Source organism: Chitinophaga sp. SVR4-12A (assembly GCF_056754765.1).
The window spans coordinates 2,945,978-2,961,725 of sequence record NZ_JBPGWP010000001.1 but is presented as its reverse complement, the minus strand read 5'-3'; the positions used below and the strand labels follow the sequence as shown (position 1 = coordinate 2,961,725).

Genomic DNA, 15,748 nt, shown 5'->3' with positions numbered 1-15,748 from the left:
AATATAACTATCTAAAACCAAATAAGCCCGTTTTATTTTAACATGTATGGGCTGAATATTAATCCTGTACCTTATTTTTGAGGAATTTTAAGTATTAAAGAAGGCTATATATAAGCTAAACCAGTAATTGCATGAAGAAATCTAACCGGCTTACCCTGTTTATATTCCTGGGAATGGTGCTGGGCATATTAACAGGGTTCCTTGTTTTTGTCCTATACTCGGGTAATGAAACAGCTGTCAAGAAATTTGCAGACAACATATCTATCCCTACCGACATTTTCCTTCGCCTGGTAAAAATGATCATTGCTCCCCTGGTATTTTCCACGCTGGTAACCGGTGTGGCCAAACTCGGAGATATAAAAGCTGTGGGCCGGATAGGCGGTAAAACAATGCTCTGGTTTATTACTGCCACCTTTGTTTCCCTCTTCCTCGGGTTAATCCTGGTGAACCTGCTGCAACCCGGTCATGCGCTGAACCTGCCCCTGCCCGATACCCACGCCAGCAGCGGTGTGTCTGGGGCGGATATGAGCCTCCGGGGATTTTTCCGTCATGTGTTTCCGGACAGCGTGATCCTGGCCATGGCGCATAATGAGATATTACAGATAGTGGTATTTGCGTTATTCTTTGGAGTGGCAACAGCTGCCGTAGGAGAAAAGGCAGCGCCGGTGATCAAAGCGCTGGATGCTGTGGCTTATATCATGCTGAAAGTGACGGGCTATGTGATGAATTTTGCACCTTTCGCGGTGTTTGGGGCTATGGCTGCTATCATATCGCAGAAAGGAATGGGAATTTTGTTGACCTATGGTAAATTTATCGGCCAGTTTTATTTAGGTTTGGTTGTTTTATGGCTGGTACTGTGCCTGGCGGGATTCATTGTGCTGGGGCGTTTGGTATTCCCTTTACTGGGCCGCCTGAAAGCTCCCTTGCTCCTGGCTTTCAGCACCGCGTCCAGCGAGGCGGCCTACCCGCGGATGATGGAGGAACTGGAAAAATATGGTTGTGATAATAAAATCGTAAGTTTCGTATTACCACTTGGTTATTCTTTTAACCTGGATGGTTCTATGATGTATATGACCTTTGCCAGCCTGTTCATTGCCCAGGCATACAATATGCACCTGGGAATTGAACAGCAGATCTCAATGCTCCTGGTATTAATGATCACCAGCAAAGGTATTGCCGGTGTGCCCCGGGCTTCACTGGTGGTAATTGCAGGTACGCTTTCCATGTTCAACATTCCTGAAGCAGGACTGCTGTTGTTACTGGGGGTAGACCACCTGCTGGATATGGGCCGCTCCGCTACCAACGTGATCGGCAACGCTATGGCCACTGCAGTGGTATCCAAATGGGAAGGAGCTTTTGAGCCCGGCCGGGATACCTTGCAAGAGATATAACAGGATTATAACAACTTTAATTGCTATTTTGGCAATTCAAGAAATTTTGAATTTTTATTCATAAAATGTAGCATGGATCAGATCACAGAGTTTTTTAAGCATCTTATTAACCCCCAGTGGATCATCGAACATGGAGGGATCTATCTGCTATTGTTGATCGTTTTTGCGGAGACAGGGTTGTTCGTGGGATTTTTCCTCCCCGGAGATTCCCTCCTGTTTGTGGCAGGCATCTATGGAGACCTGCTCAGCAAGAGCTTTTTCGATATGCCCTTTTTTGTGATCATGTTCATCATCGCCGTAGCGGGCGTGCTGGGCAACCTGGTGGGCTTTTGGTTTGGCCGCAAATCCGGCCCCCTGCTGTTTAGCCGGAAGGATACTTTCCTCTTCAAAAAGAAGTACCTCTACCAGGCAAAGGAATTTTATGACAAACATGGAGGCGGCGCTATCTTCCTGGCGCGTTTCCTGCCTATCGTACGTACTTTTGCTCCCATTGTGGCAGGCATCGTACAAATGGAAAGCAAGAAATTCATGCTATATAATATAGTAGGCTCTTTTGCCTGGGTATTTTCCATGATGCTGGCCGGGCACTACCTGGACAAAGCCTTCCCTGGTCTGAAAGAGCACCTTGAGCTGATCGTGCTGATCATCATCCTTATCACCACCTTACCGGTACTGATAAAGATCTTCTTCGGAAAGACCAAGCATCAGCCTCATTTACACCATGAGGACAGCAAGGCGCCTACCGACACGTTATCGTAAGAACTATACAACTATTTATCCGCTTTATGCACGCTGAAAACCGCTCCGCTTCTATCTTTAACATAGCCGTTATAGTGGCGTCACTAGGCTATTTTGTAGACATTTACGACCTGTTGCTCTTTACAATTGTACGCGTGCCCAGCCTTAAAGAGCTGGGCGTTCCGCAGAACGAGATTGATACCGGTGTAGGTTTGCTGCTCATCAATATACAGATGATAGGCATGCTGATAGGCGGGGTGCTCTGGGGCATCGTGGGCGATAAGAAAGGACGGCTCAGCGTATTATTCGGTTCCATATTATTATATTCTGTTGCCAATATTGCCAATGGCTTTGTGCACGGCACCACCGGTTACCTCATATGGCGCTTTGTTGCGGGGCTGGGACTAGCCGGAGAACTGGGCGCGGGCATCACCCTGGTATCAGAAATACTGCCCAAGGAAAAACGTGGTTACGGTACCATGATCGTGGCTACTGTTGGGGTTTCCGGCGCAGTGGCCGCGAACTTCATTGCTAAAATAGTGCAGGACTGGCGGATCTGTTATTTTATAGGAGGAGGATTGGGCCTGGCATTATTGATCCTTCGTATCAGTGTGATGGAATCCCATATGTTCAACGCCATTAAAGAAACGAAGACCAGCCGTGGCAATTTCCTGTCGTTGTTCACAGAACGGCAGCGTTTTCTCAAATACCTCAAATGTTTGTTACTTGGTACCCCTACCTGGTTTGTAGTAGGGATACTGATCGCTTTCTCCAACAAATTTGCAATAGAAATGGGTGTGCGGGATGCTATCAGCCCCGGCGACGCTATTGCGTTTACCTATACCGGCCTTACGCTGGGTGATTTTTCTACAGGCCTTATCAGCCAGTTATGGAAAAGCCGCCGCAAAGTAATGCTGTTGTTCCTGTTATTTACAGCTGCTTTTGTATTCATGTACTTCCAGATGCATGGCGCTACCAAATGGACATTCTATGCCGTATGCTTCGGACTGGGTTTCAGTGTCGGCTTCTGGACGATCTTTGTAACCATCGCTGCGGAAAGCTTTGGCACCAACCTGCGTGCAACGGTGGCTACCACTGTTCCTAATTTTGCCAGGGGCATGCTTCCCCTGATCTCTGCATTGTTCACTGCATTACAGGCATGGTTCAGTTATGTGCACAGCGGTGCGATAGTAGCTGTTATCTGCATTGGCGTTGCATTGATCACTGCTTACACGGTAGAAGAAACATTCGGAAAGGAACTGAACTACCTGGAGGAGATCTGATCTGCTCAGTAGTGCGCCAGCACTTTGTCAAGCAGCTTGTTCAACTGTGCTACGTCTTTAGGAGAAAGGGTATCTTTCAGGCAGTCTTCCAGCTGCTCGATCTCTTCATCGATCACTTTCAGCAACTGAAGGCCTTTAGCGGTGATCTTTACGTCTACCGCTCTTCTGTCTGCCTCACAGCTTTTGCGTTCTACCAACTCGGCTTTACGCAGGCGTTCTACCAGGCGCGAAACATCGCTCATCCTATCCAGCATCCTTTCTTTCAGCATATTGATATTAGCTGCCTTGGGATGCTGTCCTCGTAAAATGCGCAGTATGTTAAACTGCTGCATGGTAATGTCAAACTTTTTGAAGAATTGCTGATGCCTGCCAACGATCCAGTTCCCTACAAATATGAGGCTTACCAATCCTTTAGTGTATTCGCTGGAAAACGCCTTTTGCGCAAGTAATTTTTCGATGTTCGACATAGTAACAGTGTGTGACCTGGTTTTAATGAAGTGAAGATAATAAAATTGACAATATTAACGCCGCACTCAAGTGTTTGATTGATAAAATGTTATGTGTTTCTGATACACGATACGCTATAAAAAAATACGGGGACTGATAATGATACAGTCCCCGTTTTAATAATGTCAATCAGTTATTTACGCGGTCACTTTCATGTTGTCCAGCACATCCATTACTTCTTTTACGTGCTGGGCAGAAGTTTTCAGTAATTCTGTTTCTTCTGCGTTCAGTTGCAGTTCAATGATCTTTTCAATACCGTTCTTGCCTAATACCACGGGCACGCCCAGGTAGATATCTTTCAGGCCGTATTCGCCGGTAAGCCATGCGCAGCATGGGAAAATGCGTTTTTCATCTTTCAGGATGGCTTCTACCATCTGTGCAGCTGCAGCGCCGGGAGCATACCAGGCAGAGGTGCCGAGCAGGTTTACGATCTCGCCGCCACCTACTTTGGTCCGCTGGATAATAGCCTCCAGCTTATCGGCGGCTACCAGTTCTGTAACCGGGATACCGCTTACTGTTGTATAACGGGGCAGGGGCACCATGGTATCGCCGTGGCCACCCATCAGTATCGCCTGGATGTCTTTGGGAGAACAGCCTATTTCATCTGCCAGGAATGCGCGGTAGCGGGCAGTATCCAGGATACCGGCCATACCGAATACCTTGCTGCTGTCTTTCCTGGCGGTCAGGAATGCGCAGTAGGTCATTACGTCGAGCGGGTTGCTCACTACAATGATGATGGCATTGGGAGAATGTTTGGAAATATTTTCGGTAACAGATTTTACAATATTGGCATTAGTCGAGATTAAGTCATCACGGCTCATACCGGGTTTGCGGGGTAAGCCAGACGTGATCACCACCACGTCGCTGTTGGCTGTTTTGGTGTAATCATTTGTAACGCCAGTCACTTTGGTGCTGTAATAATCAATTGGAGCTTGTTGCCAGGTGTCCAGCGCCTTTCCTTCTGCAGTTCCCTCCTTGATATCCAGTAATACGACCTCTTGTAAAAAATCTCTGTGGGCCAACACATTAGCACAGGTTGCACCTACATTGCCAGCTCCTACAACAGTAACTTTCATTTTATCCAAATATTTAGGGTGAAGAATATTGATTAAAGTAAAAATAAGTAAAAAGGAGTTCCGATTAATTAATATATGACAGTAACTGCTCCAGTTTTGTGGTGCCTTCAAATCCCTTCACCAGCGCTTGCTTCTTATTATATACATAGAGACCGGGGAAATAATGCATGTTATAGAAGTACATGATCTGCCGGGTTGGTTCGCTGGCCATTATAATATTCGGGTAGTTTTTGATCTTGTAATGGTCATAATACTCTTTCATCTGATCGGGTTTGAAAGGGGTGACCATCAGGATCTGCGTTTTTTTGAACTTGTCTATGTTTTTCAGCATTTCCTCTGTGAGGTGTTTGCAGTGATCGCATTCCACGCTGAAAATAAAGACGAGGGTGGTAGTGTTTTTCCTGAGATCATTTTTCGTGATGGTATGCCCGTCGGGCAGGATCAGTGGAAATGCAGGTATTACCTTGTACTGCAGGTAAGGAGCTTCGGTTGGCGTGTTGGTCTTTTGAGCCTGTAAAAGAAAAGGGAAGGCACATAAGCATAACAACATCAGGTATCGCATGATTCGTCTGTTTGGTCAATAAGGACTAAATTTAGTACAGAACGGCTTGAATGACACCGGCAAATTGATTTTTTTCCAAAAAAATTACTAGATTACCTGTCCTTACATTATGTTTGCATTCCTAAAAAAAATAATGGGTAGTGCGTCCGGGATATATTAGATTTTAATTAATTCATAGGAAGCAGTACTATTAAGGATTTCGCAATGATTTCAGCAAATGATTTACTTTTGCAGTCCTAATCTCATTTTTAAAACTTAAAATCAAGTATCCTATTTTATGGCTACCACTGCAGATATCAGAACAGGATTGATCATAAAGCTGGAAGGCAGCTTGTATTCTGTTGTAGAGTTTGGTCAGAACAAAACTGCCCGTGCTGCCGCCAAAGTTTGGGCTAAATTGAAAGGTGTGGACAATGCACGTTCTATAGAACATACCTGGAACTCCGGCGATACTATCTTCCCTGTTCGAGTTGAAAAGAAAGCGTTTCAGTACCTGTACCAGGACGACAGTGGTTTTAACTTCATGGATAAGGAGACCTTTGAGCAGATTGCATTGCCTGAGAATATGGTGGATGCTCCGCAGTTCCTGAAAGAAGGAGAGGAGGTGTTCGTATCGATCAATACAGAAACAGAACAGCCCATGAGCGTGGAACTGCCTGACAAGATCGTAGTAAAGATCACCTATTCCGAGCCTGGCATGAAAGGCGATACTGCAACCCGTACCTTGAAACCTGCCACCATTGAAACCGGCGCTACAGTAATGGTGCCTTTGTTCGTAAATGAAGGGGAGTCTATCAGAGTGAACACAAAGACCGGTGAGTACATCGAAAGAGTAAAAGAATAGCATAATCCATACTAAACACTAACGAACATTTCAAAAACCAAAAACTGTCTACATGGATTTTAAACAGATTCAGGAGCTGGTAAAGATGGTCAACAAGTCCAATATCAGTGAACTGAGCATAGAGGAAGACAAGTTTAAGATTACTATAAAGCAAAAGGATAACGAGGTACAACAAGTGATCGCGGTGCCCGCAGCCACTCCTGTACAGGCAGTTGCGCCGGCAGCAGTACCTGTTGCAGCAGCAGCGCCTGCTACACCTGCAGCCGCCCCCGCCGCAGCCAAAGCAGAAAACCTTGTTACTATCAAATCTCCTATGATCGGTACCTTCTACCGCAGCCCAGGCCCTGACAAGCCTGCATTTGTGGGTGTAGGAGATGATGTAGCTCCCGGCAAGGTGGTATGCATCATCGAAGCTATGAAACTGTTCAACGAGATCGAAAGCGAAGTTAGCGGTAAGATCGTGAAAGTGCTGGTTGATGACGCCTCCCCGGTTGAATATGATCAGCCTTTGTTTTTAGTAGAACCATAAAAGAAACAATGTTTAAAAAAATACTGATCGCCAATCGTGGAGAGATAGCCCTGCGTATCATACGTACCTGTAAAGAGATGGGCATCAAAACGGTGGCTGTTTATTCTACTGCGGATAAAGACAGCCTGCATGTAAAATTTGCCGATGAGGCAGTTTGCATCGGCAAACCGCAAAGCTCTGAATCCTATCTGAATATTCCTCACCTGATGGCCGCTGCAGAGATCACCAATGCAGACGCTATACATCCCGGTTATGGCTTCCTGGCAGAGAATGCCCGCTTCGCTGAAATATGCGGTGAGCACGGCATTAAATTTATTGGTCCCACCCCGGAAATGATCCGGAAAATGGGCGATAAAATGACGGCCAAAGAAACTATGATCGCCGCCGGTGTACCGGTTATACCGGGCTCCGAAGGTTTGCTGGAAAGCCTGGACCAGGCCAGGAAGTTGGCCAAGGAAATGGGCCTGCCTGTGATCCTTAAAGCTACTGCCGGTGGCGGTGGTAAAGGTATGCGCGTAGTGTGGGAGGAAAGTGAACTGGAGAATGCCTATAACATGGCTAAAACAGAGGCCCGCGCTGCTTTCAGTAACGATGGCATCTACATGGAGAAATTCGTGGAAGAGCCCCGTCACATCGAAATCCAGGTAGCAGGCGACCAATACGGTAAAGTATGTCACCTGAGCGAAAGAGACTGCTCCATTCAACGCCGTCACCAGAAGCTGGTGGAAGAATCTCCTTCTCCCTTCATGACGCCTGAGCTGCGTGAGAAAATGGGGGAGGCCGCCATTAAAGCTGCTTCCGCTATCAACTACGAAAGCGTGGGCACCATCGAGTTCCTGGTGGATAAACACCGCAATTTCTACTTCATGGAGATGAATACCCGTATCCAGGTAGAGCACGGTGTAACGGAAGAGGTGATCAACTTTGACCTTATCAAGGAACAGATCAAGATAGCAGCCGGTATCCCTATCTCAGGAAAGAATTATACGCCGCAGATGCACGCCATCGAGTGCCGTATCAATGCGGAAGATCCTTATAACGACTTCCGTCCTTCTCCTGGTAAAATAACGGTATTGCATATTCCCGGTGGTCACGGTGTGCGTGTAGATTCCCATATCTATGCAGGTTATGTGATCCCGCCGTACTACGATAGTATGGTGGCCAAAATCATCACCATCGCGCAGACAAGGGAAGAAGCCATCAACACCATGGAACGTGCTTTAAGCGAGTTCGTGATCGAAGGCGTTAAAACGACCATTCCTTTCCATCAGCAGCTGATGCGTAATGAGGATTTCCGTAAAGGAAACTTCACTACCAAGTTTACAGAAAGCTTTAAGCTGGTGTAAGCAAATAGAAATTTAGCTCCGGGCGGTATTGCTGCCCGGAGTTTTTTATTTATTCCACTTTAATGACGCTGGTACGTTTGCTGATACCGTTCTCATTAAATGCTTCTATGCAGAAATAGTAAGGCTTGTCCTTGTCCATTGCCCTGAAGTAATACTCATTGGCGCCGTATACCATTACACTGGTGTACAGCTTATCAGGCGCTATTCCGCTGTAAATAGTGTAGCCTGTGGCATTATCAACCGTCTTCCATTTCAGCCAGGCGTTACGGCGCTCACTGTCTCCGCGCAGGGCTATAAACTCCTGTACCGTGTCAGGCGTTTGTCCTTTACCATAACCAAATACCCGTAAGCCACTGATGGCAAATTTCCCTGTAGGCATGTGGATGTTCTCCAGTTTGATATAACGGGCCTGTACAGGTTGGGACAGGGCGATATAATCATGCGGCACATCTGTCTGGTTGCGGCTTTTATCTGTCAGTACCTGCCAGGTTTTTCCGTCAGTAGAGCTGTAAAGCTTATACTGGTGGTATAGCCCGGGCTGTTTACCCATAATGGTGGCGTCCTGGTCTGCATAATTGACCTGGATGGCATGCACGGTGCTTACAGCGCCGAGGTCTGACTGTAGCCATTCGCCCTTATTGGCGGTTGCGGCACACCAGTAGGTCTTGATATCCTCATCTACGGCCTTATTGGACGTATAGCCGCCATAGGTAGAGGATACCTGAACCGGTTTGTTATAATTGAGCACCATCCAACCGGTGAACAGGCTTTTAGATGCGTCTGTAGCGGCGTCGGGCATATAGTGCGGATAATCGCCGTAGGCAGTATTACAGAAAAGAATATCGTCCTTATCAAAGCCGGCGGGCCAGATGCCTATACGGCGTTCAAAGTTGTTCTTCATGCAGATGGCCACGGTGGATACATGCCACCAGTTACCGTATTTATCCTGGTAGGTAGCCCCATGGCCAGCTCCTTTGGCAAAGCCGCCGGGCTTGTAAGAGAAAGGGTTATGGGCCTGGTAAGTAAAAGGCCCCAGGGGCTGATCACTTACGTATACGCCGTCTCCATAGCCGCTGAACTCCGTGCCGGGCGCGCCATACTGGAGGTAATATTTGCCATGGTGCTTATTTACCCAGGCCCCTTCCATAAAGGGTTTCAGGAAGGTATTGTCGTTCGCTTCGCCGAAACGTTCCCAGCCATGTATATCATCATGCAGGCGGATCAGGTCTTTTCTTTCGCCGATGGGTTGTAATGTTTTACGGTCTACTTCACGGCCGTAAATGGGATAGGTATTGCTGGAGCCATGATAGAGGTAGAGCCGTCCGTCGTCGTCTGCAAAGAAGGCGGGGTCCCAGGCGCCTGCCTGAAAGGAGTCCACTGCTTCTTTCCAGGTGTCGGTATGCGGTTGCTTGCTCATCCAGAGCGGAAAGTTGGTAGTGTAGGTAGAGCCTATGACCAGCAGGGTATCTCCCAGCACTACCGTTGCAGGGGCACAGAGCTCGTCATATACATGGTGCCAGGGTTTAAGGAACTTGCGTGGCACGAATTTCCACTGCAGCATATCACTACTCCACCAATAACCCCACTGATTAGTGGAAAAGAGGTAATAGTCGCCTTTGAACAGCGTGATCACCGGATCTGCGGTGGCCCGGTGCTTTCCCTGGGTAGTAAAGTTGGGAATAGGGCAGAAGCCGTAGTCCACATTAATCGGATTGCAGTAAGTTCTTTGCTGGGCGCCAGCGGCGTAGCAGTAACAGCAAAGCAGGAGCAGCAGCACGAATCTTTTTCGCATGACGTGTTGTTTTGTACCAGTGTGAGGGGATAAAAATAAAAAAAATCCCGCTCACCGGAAGATGAGCGGGAACTTGCTTTACTTTAACCTAATTGTTCTTATTTGAAATAGCCATGACATATCTTGAATCAGTTCTTACCCGGCGCTGTTCTGCCAGGTAACTGACGGTCTTCCATTCTCTTCAGTGCTCTCAGCCGTTCCAGGCGTTTGGCGTTCCATTGAAGGTATTTCTGATATTGATCCTCAGTGAGTAACGCTTTAATATGCTGCTCATGATCCTGTTGCGCTTTGGTATATAGTTCCTGTTTTTGGGCAGGATTCAGCGCGTTATTCTGTAGAATTTCCTTGATCTGCGCTTCAAAGGCTGTATTCAGGGTTTGCCATCGCTGGCTTTGTTTATCAGTTAACGCGAGTTCCTCTTTGATTATTTTCCCGCGCTTATTTTGATTAGCGGAAAAGTAAGTATCCGGGCCGGGCATCTCCTGTGCGCGGAGAGCGGTGCCGGTGCCCAGGACCAGCAGGGTGAATATGATGGTTATCAGTCGCATTGGTAGAACAGCGGTAACTATAGACGGGGCGGGGAGGTAAAGGTTTAACGGGGACAGCTATACTTTATAAAAATGAAAAAGCCCACGGTGAAAACCGCGGGCTAATCATACACCAAAACAATCTTACGGTTTTATCGCAAGAAAAGCAGCTCTCTGTACTTGGGGAGACCCCATTTTTTGTCATCCACCAGGAACTCCAGTTTGTCGGAGTGGTAACGGATCACTTCAAAGTACGGCTTAATTTTTTCACAATATTCTATAGCTTTCTGACGGCTGTCAGTCAGCTTGTTTATCACTTTACGTGCTTCAATCATAGCCTGTACATTCTCACTGATGACATTAATATGTTCAGCTATTTTACCAGCTATTTGTTTTTGCGCTTTAACTGACTCTTCGCCTAAACCGATCTCTTTCAGACCACGGATGTTTTCGATCAGGGTGTTCTGATAGCTGATCGCAGACGGCAGAATAGTGTTAGTAGCCAGGTCACCGATCACACGTGCTTCGATCTGTACTCTTTTTACATAATCTTCCAGCAGGATCTCGTGACGTGCATGCAGTTCTTTTTCGTTGTATACACCGGTTTCAGCAAACAGCTTGGCAGCTTTGGGCGTAACCAGGGCATCCAGTGCATGCGGGGTAGTTTTAACGTTGGGCAGACCTCTTTTCGCTGCTTCTTTTTCCCATTCTTCGCTATAGCCGTCGCCTTCGAATAAAACTTTTTCCGAATCTACAATATATTTCCGAAGAGTTTGCATTATGGCAATCTCTTTTTTCTCGCCCTTTTCGATCAGGGAATCAACGTCTTTCTTGAACGTAACCAGTGTCTGAGCCATGATGGTGTTCAGTGTGGTCATGGCAGAAGCACAGTTAGCAGAAGAACCTACAGCGCGGAACTCGAACTTGTTGCCGGTGAAGGCGAAGGGAGAAGTACGGTTACGGTCGGTGTTGTCCAGCAGCAGCTCAGGAATATGACGGTGCAGATCCAGTTTCAGGATCGCTTCGTCCTGCTCGTCGAATTTGTTGCTTACGCGGGTTTTCACTTCCTGTAATACCTCAAACAGGTATTTACCTACGAAAACGGAGATGATAGCCGGGGGAGCTTCGTTGGCGCCCAGGCGGAAATCGTTGCTGGCAGAGGCGATAGAAGCTCTCAGCAGATCAGCATAATCATGCACCGCCTTGATAGTGTTCACAAAGAAAGTGAGGAACATGAGGTTGGTCTTCGGCGTTTTGCCGGGAGCCAGCAGGTTCACACCAGTATCGGTAGCCATGCTCCAGTTGTTGTGCTTACCGGAACCGTTGATGCCTGCAAAAGGTTTCTCATGCAGCAGCACTCTCAGTTTATGACGCTTGGCCACTTTGGTCATTACGTCCATCAGCAGGGAGTTGTGGTCAACTGCGATGTTCACTTCTTCAAAGATGGGAGCGCACTCGAACTGGGAAGGAGCCACCTCGTTGTGACGAGTCCTTAAAGGAATGCCCAGTTTGTAAGATTCTTCTTCGAAATCGCGCATGAAAGCGTAGGCGCGTTCAGGTATGGAACCAAAGTAGTGGTCTTCCAGCTGCTGGCCTTTGGAAGGTGCGTGACCAACTACGGTACGGCCGCACATTACCAGGTCAGGACGGGCGTTAGCCAGGCTTTCATCCACGATGAAGTATTCCTGCTCCCAGCCCAGGGTAACCGTTACTTTAGCTACGTTCTTGTCGAAGTAGTTACATACGTCTACAGCGGCTTTATCCAATATAGAGGTCGCTTTCAGCAGCGGCGCTTTATAATCCAGTGATTCGCCGGTGTAGGCTACGAATATAGTAGGGATACAGAGTGTTTTACCAAAACCCTGCTCCATAATAAATGCGGGAGAAGAGGGATCCCAGGCAGTATAACCGCGTGCTTCGAAAGTAGCGCGCAGACCGCCGCTGGGGAAGCTGGAAGCATCAGGCTCCTGCTGTACCAGTGCATCACCGTCAAAAGTCTCGATAGCAGAACCATCGCTCTTAATAGTAAAGAAAGAATCGTGTTTTTCAGCCGTAGTGCCGGTCAGGGGTTGGAACCAGTGCGTAAAGTGGGTTACACCTTTTTTCATCGCCCATTGTTTCATACCTGCAGCGATCTGCTCTGCCATCTTACGTTCGATCTTAGATCCGGTTTTGATGGAATTCATTAAGCTTTTATAAGCTTCGTCACTCAGATTTTCGCGTAGAACTTTGCCCGTGAAAACATTGCTGCCGAACACCTCAGTGATTTTGCCGTTAAGCTGCTCGGGCTTGATTTTTAGATCAACGCCGGCTAGACCTTCCAGCGCCGTGAAACGTAAAGATTGCATGCTGTAATTGATTTTTATACTAAGTAAAGTAATTTTAACACAAAAAAACGTTCATTACGTAAGATAAACAAGAAGTTTATTGGTTTTTGCTAAAAAATTACATTTTAGCATCAAAAATTAACGATTTTTTGATTTTTGACCAAAAAAAACGGATGAGGGCGTTTTGAAACTGATATATTAAAAAAATAATAATATAGAAGGAGATGTTACTTTCTGTAAAATAGGGCTGCAGGGTACCTGCAGCGGGGCCTGACCACGTACGTAGTGGGATTCCCGGAATACACCTAATTTTTATTATAGATCTTTATGTAGCAGGCTATAAACCAAGGTCTATGGGCTATCGGCCATGGACCATTCGCTCACTCCCACTTGTCATTTGACGGAAAATTAGGTAGGTTTGCACTTCTTTCTTACTCTTTTGTATACATATACTTTACATACATGCAAAGCACTGTAGAAACCACAGATAAATTAATGCATACTACCGTAGAAACGGCAGAACAGCTTGGACTTACCGCAGACGAATTTGAACGTATAAAAACCATCCTGGGCCGTATCCCTAACTTCACGGAGCTCAGCATGTACTCCGTAATGTGGAGCGAACATTGCAGCTACAAGAACTCGATCGTATGGCTGAAATCCCTGCCCCGTGATGGCGCCCGCCTGCTGGTAAAGGCGGGAGAGGAGAATGCAGGCCTCGTAGATATCGGCGATGGCTACGCCTGTGTATTCAAAATCGAATCTCATAACCACCCCAGCGCTATTGAGCCCTTCCAGGGCGCTGCTACCGGGGTAGGCGGCATTCACCGCGATATCTTTACCATGGGCGCACGCCCTATCGCCGCGCTGGATTCCCTGCGTTTCGGTAACCTGAACGATAAAAAAACACAGCACCTGTTGAAAGGCATCGTGCATGGTATAGGCCACTATGGCAACTGCTTTGGCGTACCCACCGTTGGCGGGGAAACCTATTTTGAGGACTGCTACGGCACCAACCCGCTGGTGAACGCCATGAGCGTTGGTATCGTAAAGGTAGGTCAGACCGTTTCCGCTATCTCCTATGGAGAAGGCAACCCGGTATTCATTGTAGGCTCTGCCACCGGTAAAGACGGTATAGGCGGCGCTTCCTTTGCCAGTGCCGATATTACCGAAGAAAGCGCGGAAGATCTGCCGGCCGTACAGGTGGGCGATCCTTTCCAGGAAAAGAAATTGCTGGAAGCCTGCCTGGAAGTGATCAAAACAGGCGCACTGGTAGGTATGCAGGATATGGGCGCCGCCGGTATCACCTGTTCTACTGCAGAGATGAGCGCCAAAGGCGAGCACGGCATGAACATCTACCTGGATAAAGTGCCTACCCGCCAGGAGAACATGAAAGCCTGGGAGATGCTGCTCAGCGAAAGCCAGGAAAGAATGCTGATCGTAGTGCATAAAGGCCGCGAAGCAGAAGTGCTGAAGGTATTCGAAAAATGGGACCTGCACTGCGTACAGATCGGTGACGTGACCAAAGATCCCCGTCTTAAATTCTATATGAACGGCGTGCTGGAAGCCGACGTACCTGCAGAGAGCCTGGTACTGGGCGGAGGCGCACCTCAATACCACCGGGCCTACACAGAGCCCGCTTACTTTGAGAAGATCAAGGCTTTTGATATCCAGAACATACCGGATACCATCCATCCCCGCTTTGTAGCGGAAAGGCTGGCAAAACTGCCTAATATCGCCTCTAAACGCTGGATCTATACGCAATATGACAGCATGGTAGGTACCGCCAACGCCACCACTAATGCGCCCAGCGATGCGGCGATCGTATTGGTAAAAGGCACGAAGAAAGCACTGGCCGTTACCACCGATTGTAACAGCCGCTATGTGTTTGCCAACCCGCACATCGGCGGGCAGATAGCCGTTGCAGAAGCTGCACGTAACATCGTATGCAGCGGCGGCGAACCGGTGGCCATCACCAACTGTCTCAACTTCGGTAATCCCTACGATCCGGAAGTTTACTACCAGTTCGTACATGCTATCAAAGGTATGGGCGAAGCCTGCCGCAAGTTCGATACCCCGGTTACCGGCGGTAACGTAAGCTTCTATAACCAGTCGCCCGACGGGCCGGTATATCCTACCCCTACCATTGGTATGCTGGGTATACTGGATAACCTGGAGCAGCGTATCACACTGGACTTTAAAGCAGCCGGCCACCTGGTATACATTGTAGGCCGCAGCCGTAACGATATTAACAGCTCTGAATACCTGCATAAGCTCATCGGCATAGAGCACAGCCCTGCGCCGCATTTCAACCTGGAAGAAGAGCACCAGCTGCAGGCTGCTATCACCCGCCTGAATAAAGCAGGACTGATCCAGTCTGCACACGATGTAAGCGAAGGCGGTCTCTTTATCACCCTGCTGGAAAGCGCGATGGTAAGCGGCCTTGGTTTCGATGTGCATACCAACCATAATTTCCGTAAGGATGCCTACCTGTTCGGCGAAAGCCAGAGCCGTGTAGTAGTAACGGTAAGACCGGAAGACCAGGAGAAATTTGAGGCGGTATTACATAGCCTGGTACATCCCAGTGATCATTCTGTACGTCATGAGAAGATAGGCGTAGTAAAAGGCGAGCGTATCGTGATCGATGGCGAAGACTGGGGCGTGATACAGGACTGGAAGCAGTCATACGATACTGCTATAGAAAGCCACCTGGCATAGGGATAAGTAAAAAAGAAAAAACTAAAAATAAAAAAGGAGCAAGTGTGTAAATCACCTGCTCCTTTTGCTTTTTTTACCTGATCAGAATAATTCACTTCGGAGTTAATA

13 protein-coding genes are annotated in these 15,748 nt (G+C 47.6%); 7 read left to right on the top strand and 6 right to left on the bottom strand.

The annotated features are described in order from the left end of the window. Positions 1-131: 131 nt before the first annotated feature. The 3 genes from ACR9Y8_RS11965 (at position 132) to ACR9Y8_RS11955 (ending at position 3,412) form a co-directional block, all read left to right on the top strand. The gene (locus tag ACR9Y8_RS11965) at positions 132-1,391 is read left to right on the top strand and encodes a dicarboxylate/amino acid:cation symporter (RefSeq protein WP_481213492.1); all 1,260 of its coding nucleotides are present in this window, start codon (positions 132-134) and stop codon (positions 1,389-1,391) included. Positions 1,392-1,463: 72 nt separating this feature from the next. Beyond that, on the top strand, positions 1,464-2,150 hold the full coding sequence (locus ACR9Y8_RS11960) for a DedA family protein (RefSeq protein ID WP_481213491.1): 687 nt from the start codon (positions 1,464-1,466) through the stop codon (positions 2,148-2,150). 26 nt (positions 2,151-2,176) lie between these two features. Beyond that, a complete protein-coding gene (locus ACR9Y8_RS11955) occupies positions 2,177-3,412 on the top strand; it encodes an MFS transporter (RefSeq protein WP_481213490.1) in 1,236 nt (411 codons plus the stop codon). A gap of 5 nt (positions 3,413-3,417) precedes the next feature. Here ACR9Y8_RS11955 and ACR9Y8_RS11950 read toward each other — a convergent pair whose 3' ends face one another. The 3 genes from ACR9Y8_RS11950 to ACR9Y8_RS11940 all read right to left on the bottom strand — a co-directional run bounded on the left by ACR9Y8_RS11950 (position 3,418) and on the right by ACR9Y8_RS11940 (position 5,557). Next, positions 3,418-3,879, bottom strand: a complete 462-nt coding sequence (locus ACR9Y8_RS11950; RefSeq protein ID WP_481213489.1) for a MarR family winged helix-turn-helix transcriptional regulator — start codon at positions 3,877-3,879, stop codon at positions 3,418-3,420. A gap of 177 nt (positions 3,880-4,056) precedes the next feature. Then, a complete protein-coding gene (gene mdh / locus ACR9Y8_RS11945; protein ID WP_481213488.1) occupies positions 4,057-4,995 on the bottom strand; it encodes a malate dehydrogenase in 939 nt (312 codons plus the stop codon). A gap of 64 nt (positions 4,996-5,059) precedes the next feature. Next, entirely contained in the window at positions 5,060-5,557 is a 498-nt protein-coding gene (locus ACR9Y8_RS11940; RefSeq protein WP_481213487.1) for a peroxiredoxin family protein, read from the bottom strand. Between the two features lie 277 nt (positions 5,558-5,834). On the opposite strand from ACR9Y8_RS11940, the gene efp reads away from it, so the two are divergent. The 3 genes from efp to accC are packed head-to-tail and all read left to right on the top strand — an operon-like array spanning position 5,835 to position 8,276. Next, positions 5,835-6,401 carry an elongation factor P gene (gene efp, locus ACR9Y8_RS11935; protein WP_481213486.1) on the top strand — a complete coding sequence of 189 codons (567 nt, stop codon included), beginning with the start codon at positions 5,835-5,837 and terminating at the stop codon, positions 6,399-6,401. A 52-nt stretch (positions 6,402-6,453) separates the two neighbouring features. Beyond that, positions 6,454-6,930, top strand: coding sequence for an acetyl-CoA carboxylase biotin carboxyl carrier protein (gene accB / locus ACR9Y8_RS11930; protein ID WP_481213485.1), 477 nt, complete (start codon positions 6,454-6,456; stop codon positions 6,928-6,930). Positions 6,931-6,938: 8 nt separating this feature from the next. Further along, positions 6,939-8,276 carry an acetyl-CoA carboxylase biotin carboxylase subunit gene (gene accC / locus ACR9Y8_RS11925; protein WP_481213484.1) on the top strand — a complete coding sequence of 446 codons (1,338 nt, stop codon included), beginning with the start codon at positions 6,939-6,941 and terminating at the stop codon, positions 8,274-8,276. A 49-nt stretch (positions 8,277-8,325) separates the two neighbouring features. Here accC and ACR9Y8_RS11920 read toward each other — a convergent pair whose 3' ends face one another. The 3 genes from ACR9Y8_RS11920 to ACR9Y8_RS11910 all read right to left on the bottom strand — a co-directional run bounded on the left by ACR9Y8_RS11920 (position 8,326) and on the right by ACR9Y8_RS11910 (position 12,943). Beyond that, positions 8,326-10,068 carry a family 43 glycosylhydrolase gene (locus tag ACR9Y8_RS11920; RefSeq protein WP_481213483.1) on the bottom strand — a complete coding sequence of 581 codons (1,743 nt, stop codon included), beginning with the start codon at positions 10,066-10,068 and terminating at the stop codon, positions 8,326-8,328. A gap of 128 nt (positions 10,069-10,196) precedes the next feature. Beyond that, positions 10,197-10,616, bottom strand: coding sequence for a hypothetical protein (locus tag ACR9Y8_RS11915; RefSeq protein WP_481213482.1), 420 nt, complete (start codon positions 10,614-10,616; stop codon positions 10,197-10,199). 131 nt (positions 10,617-10,747) lie between these two features. Then, the gene (locus ACR9Y8_RS11910; RefSeq protein ID WP_481213481.1) at positions 10,748-12,943 is read right to left on the bottom strand and encodes a glutamine synthetase III family protein; all 2,196 of its coding nucleotides are present in this window, start codon (positions 12,941-12,943) and stop codon (positions 10,748-10,750) included. A 441-nt stretch (positions 12,944-13,384) separates the two neighbouring features. Here ACR9Y8_RS11910 and purL point away from each other — a divergent pair, with 441 nt between their 5' ends. Continuing rightward, positions 13,385-15,640, top strand: coding sequence for a phosphoribosylformylglycinamidine synthase subunit PurL (gene purL / locus ACR9Y8_RS11905; RefSeq protein WP_481213480.1), 2,256 nt, complete (start codon positions 13,385-13,387; stop codon positions 15,638-15,640). Positions 15,641-15,748: the final 108 nt, after the last annotated feature.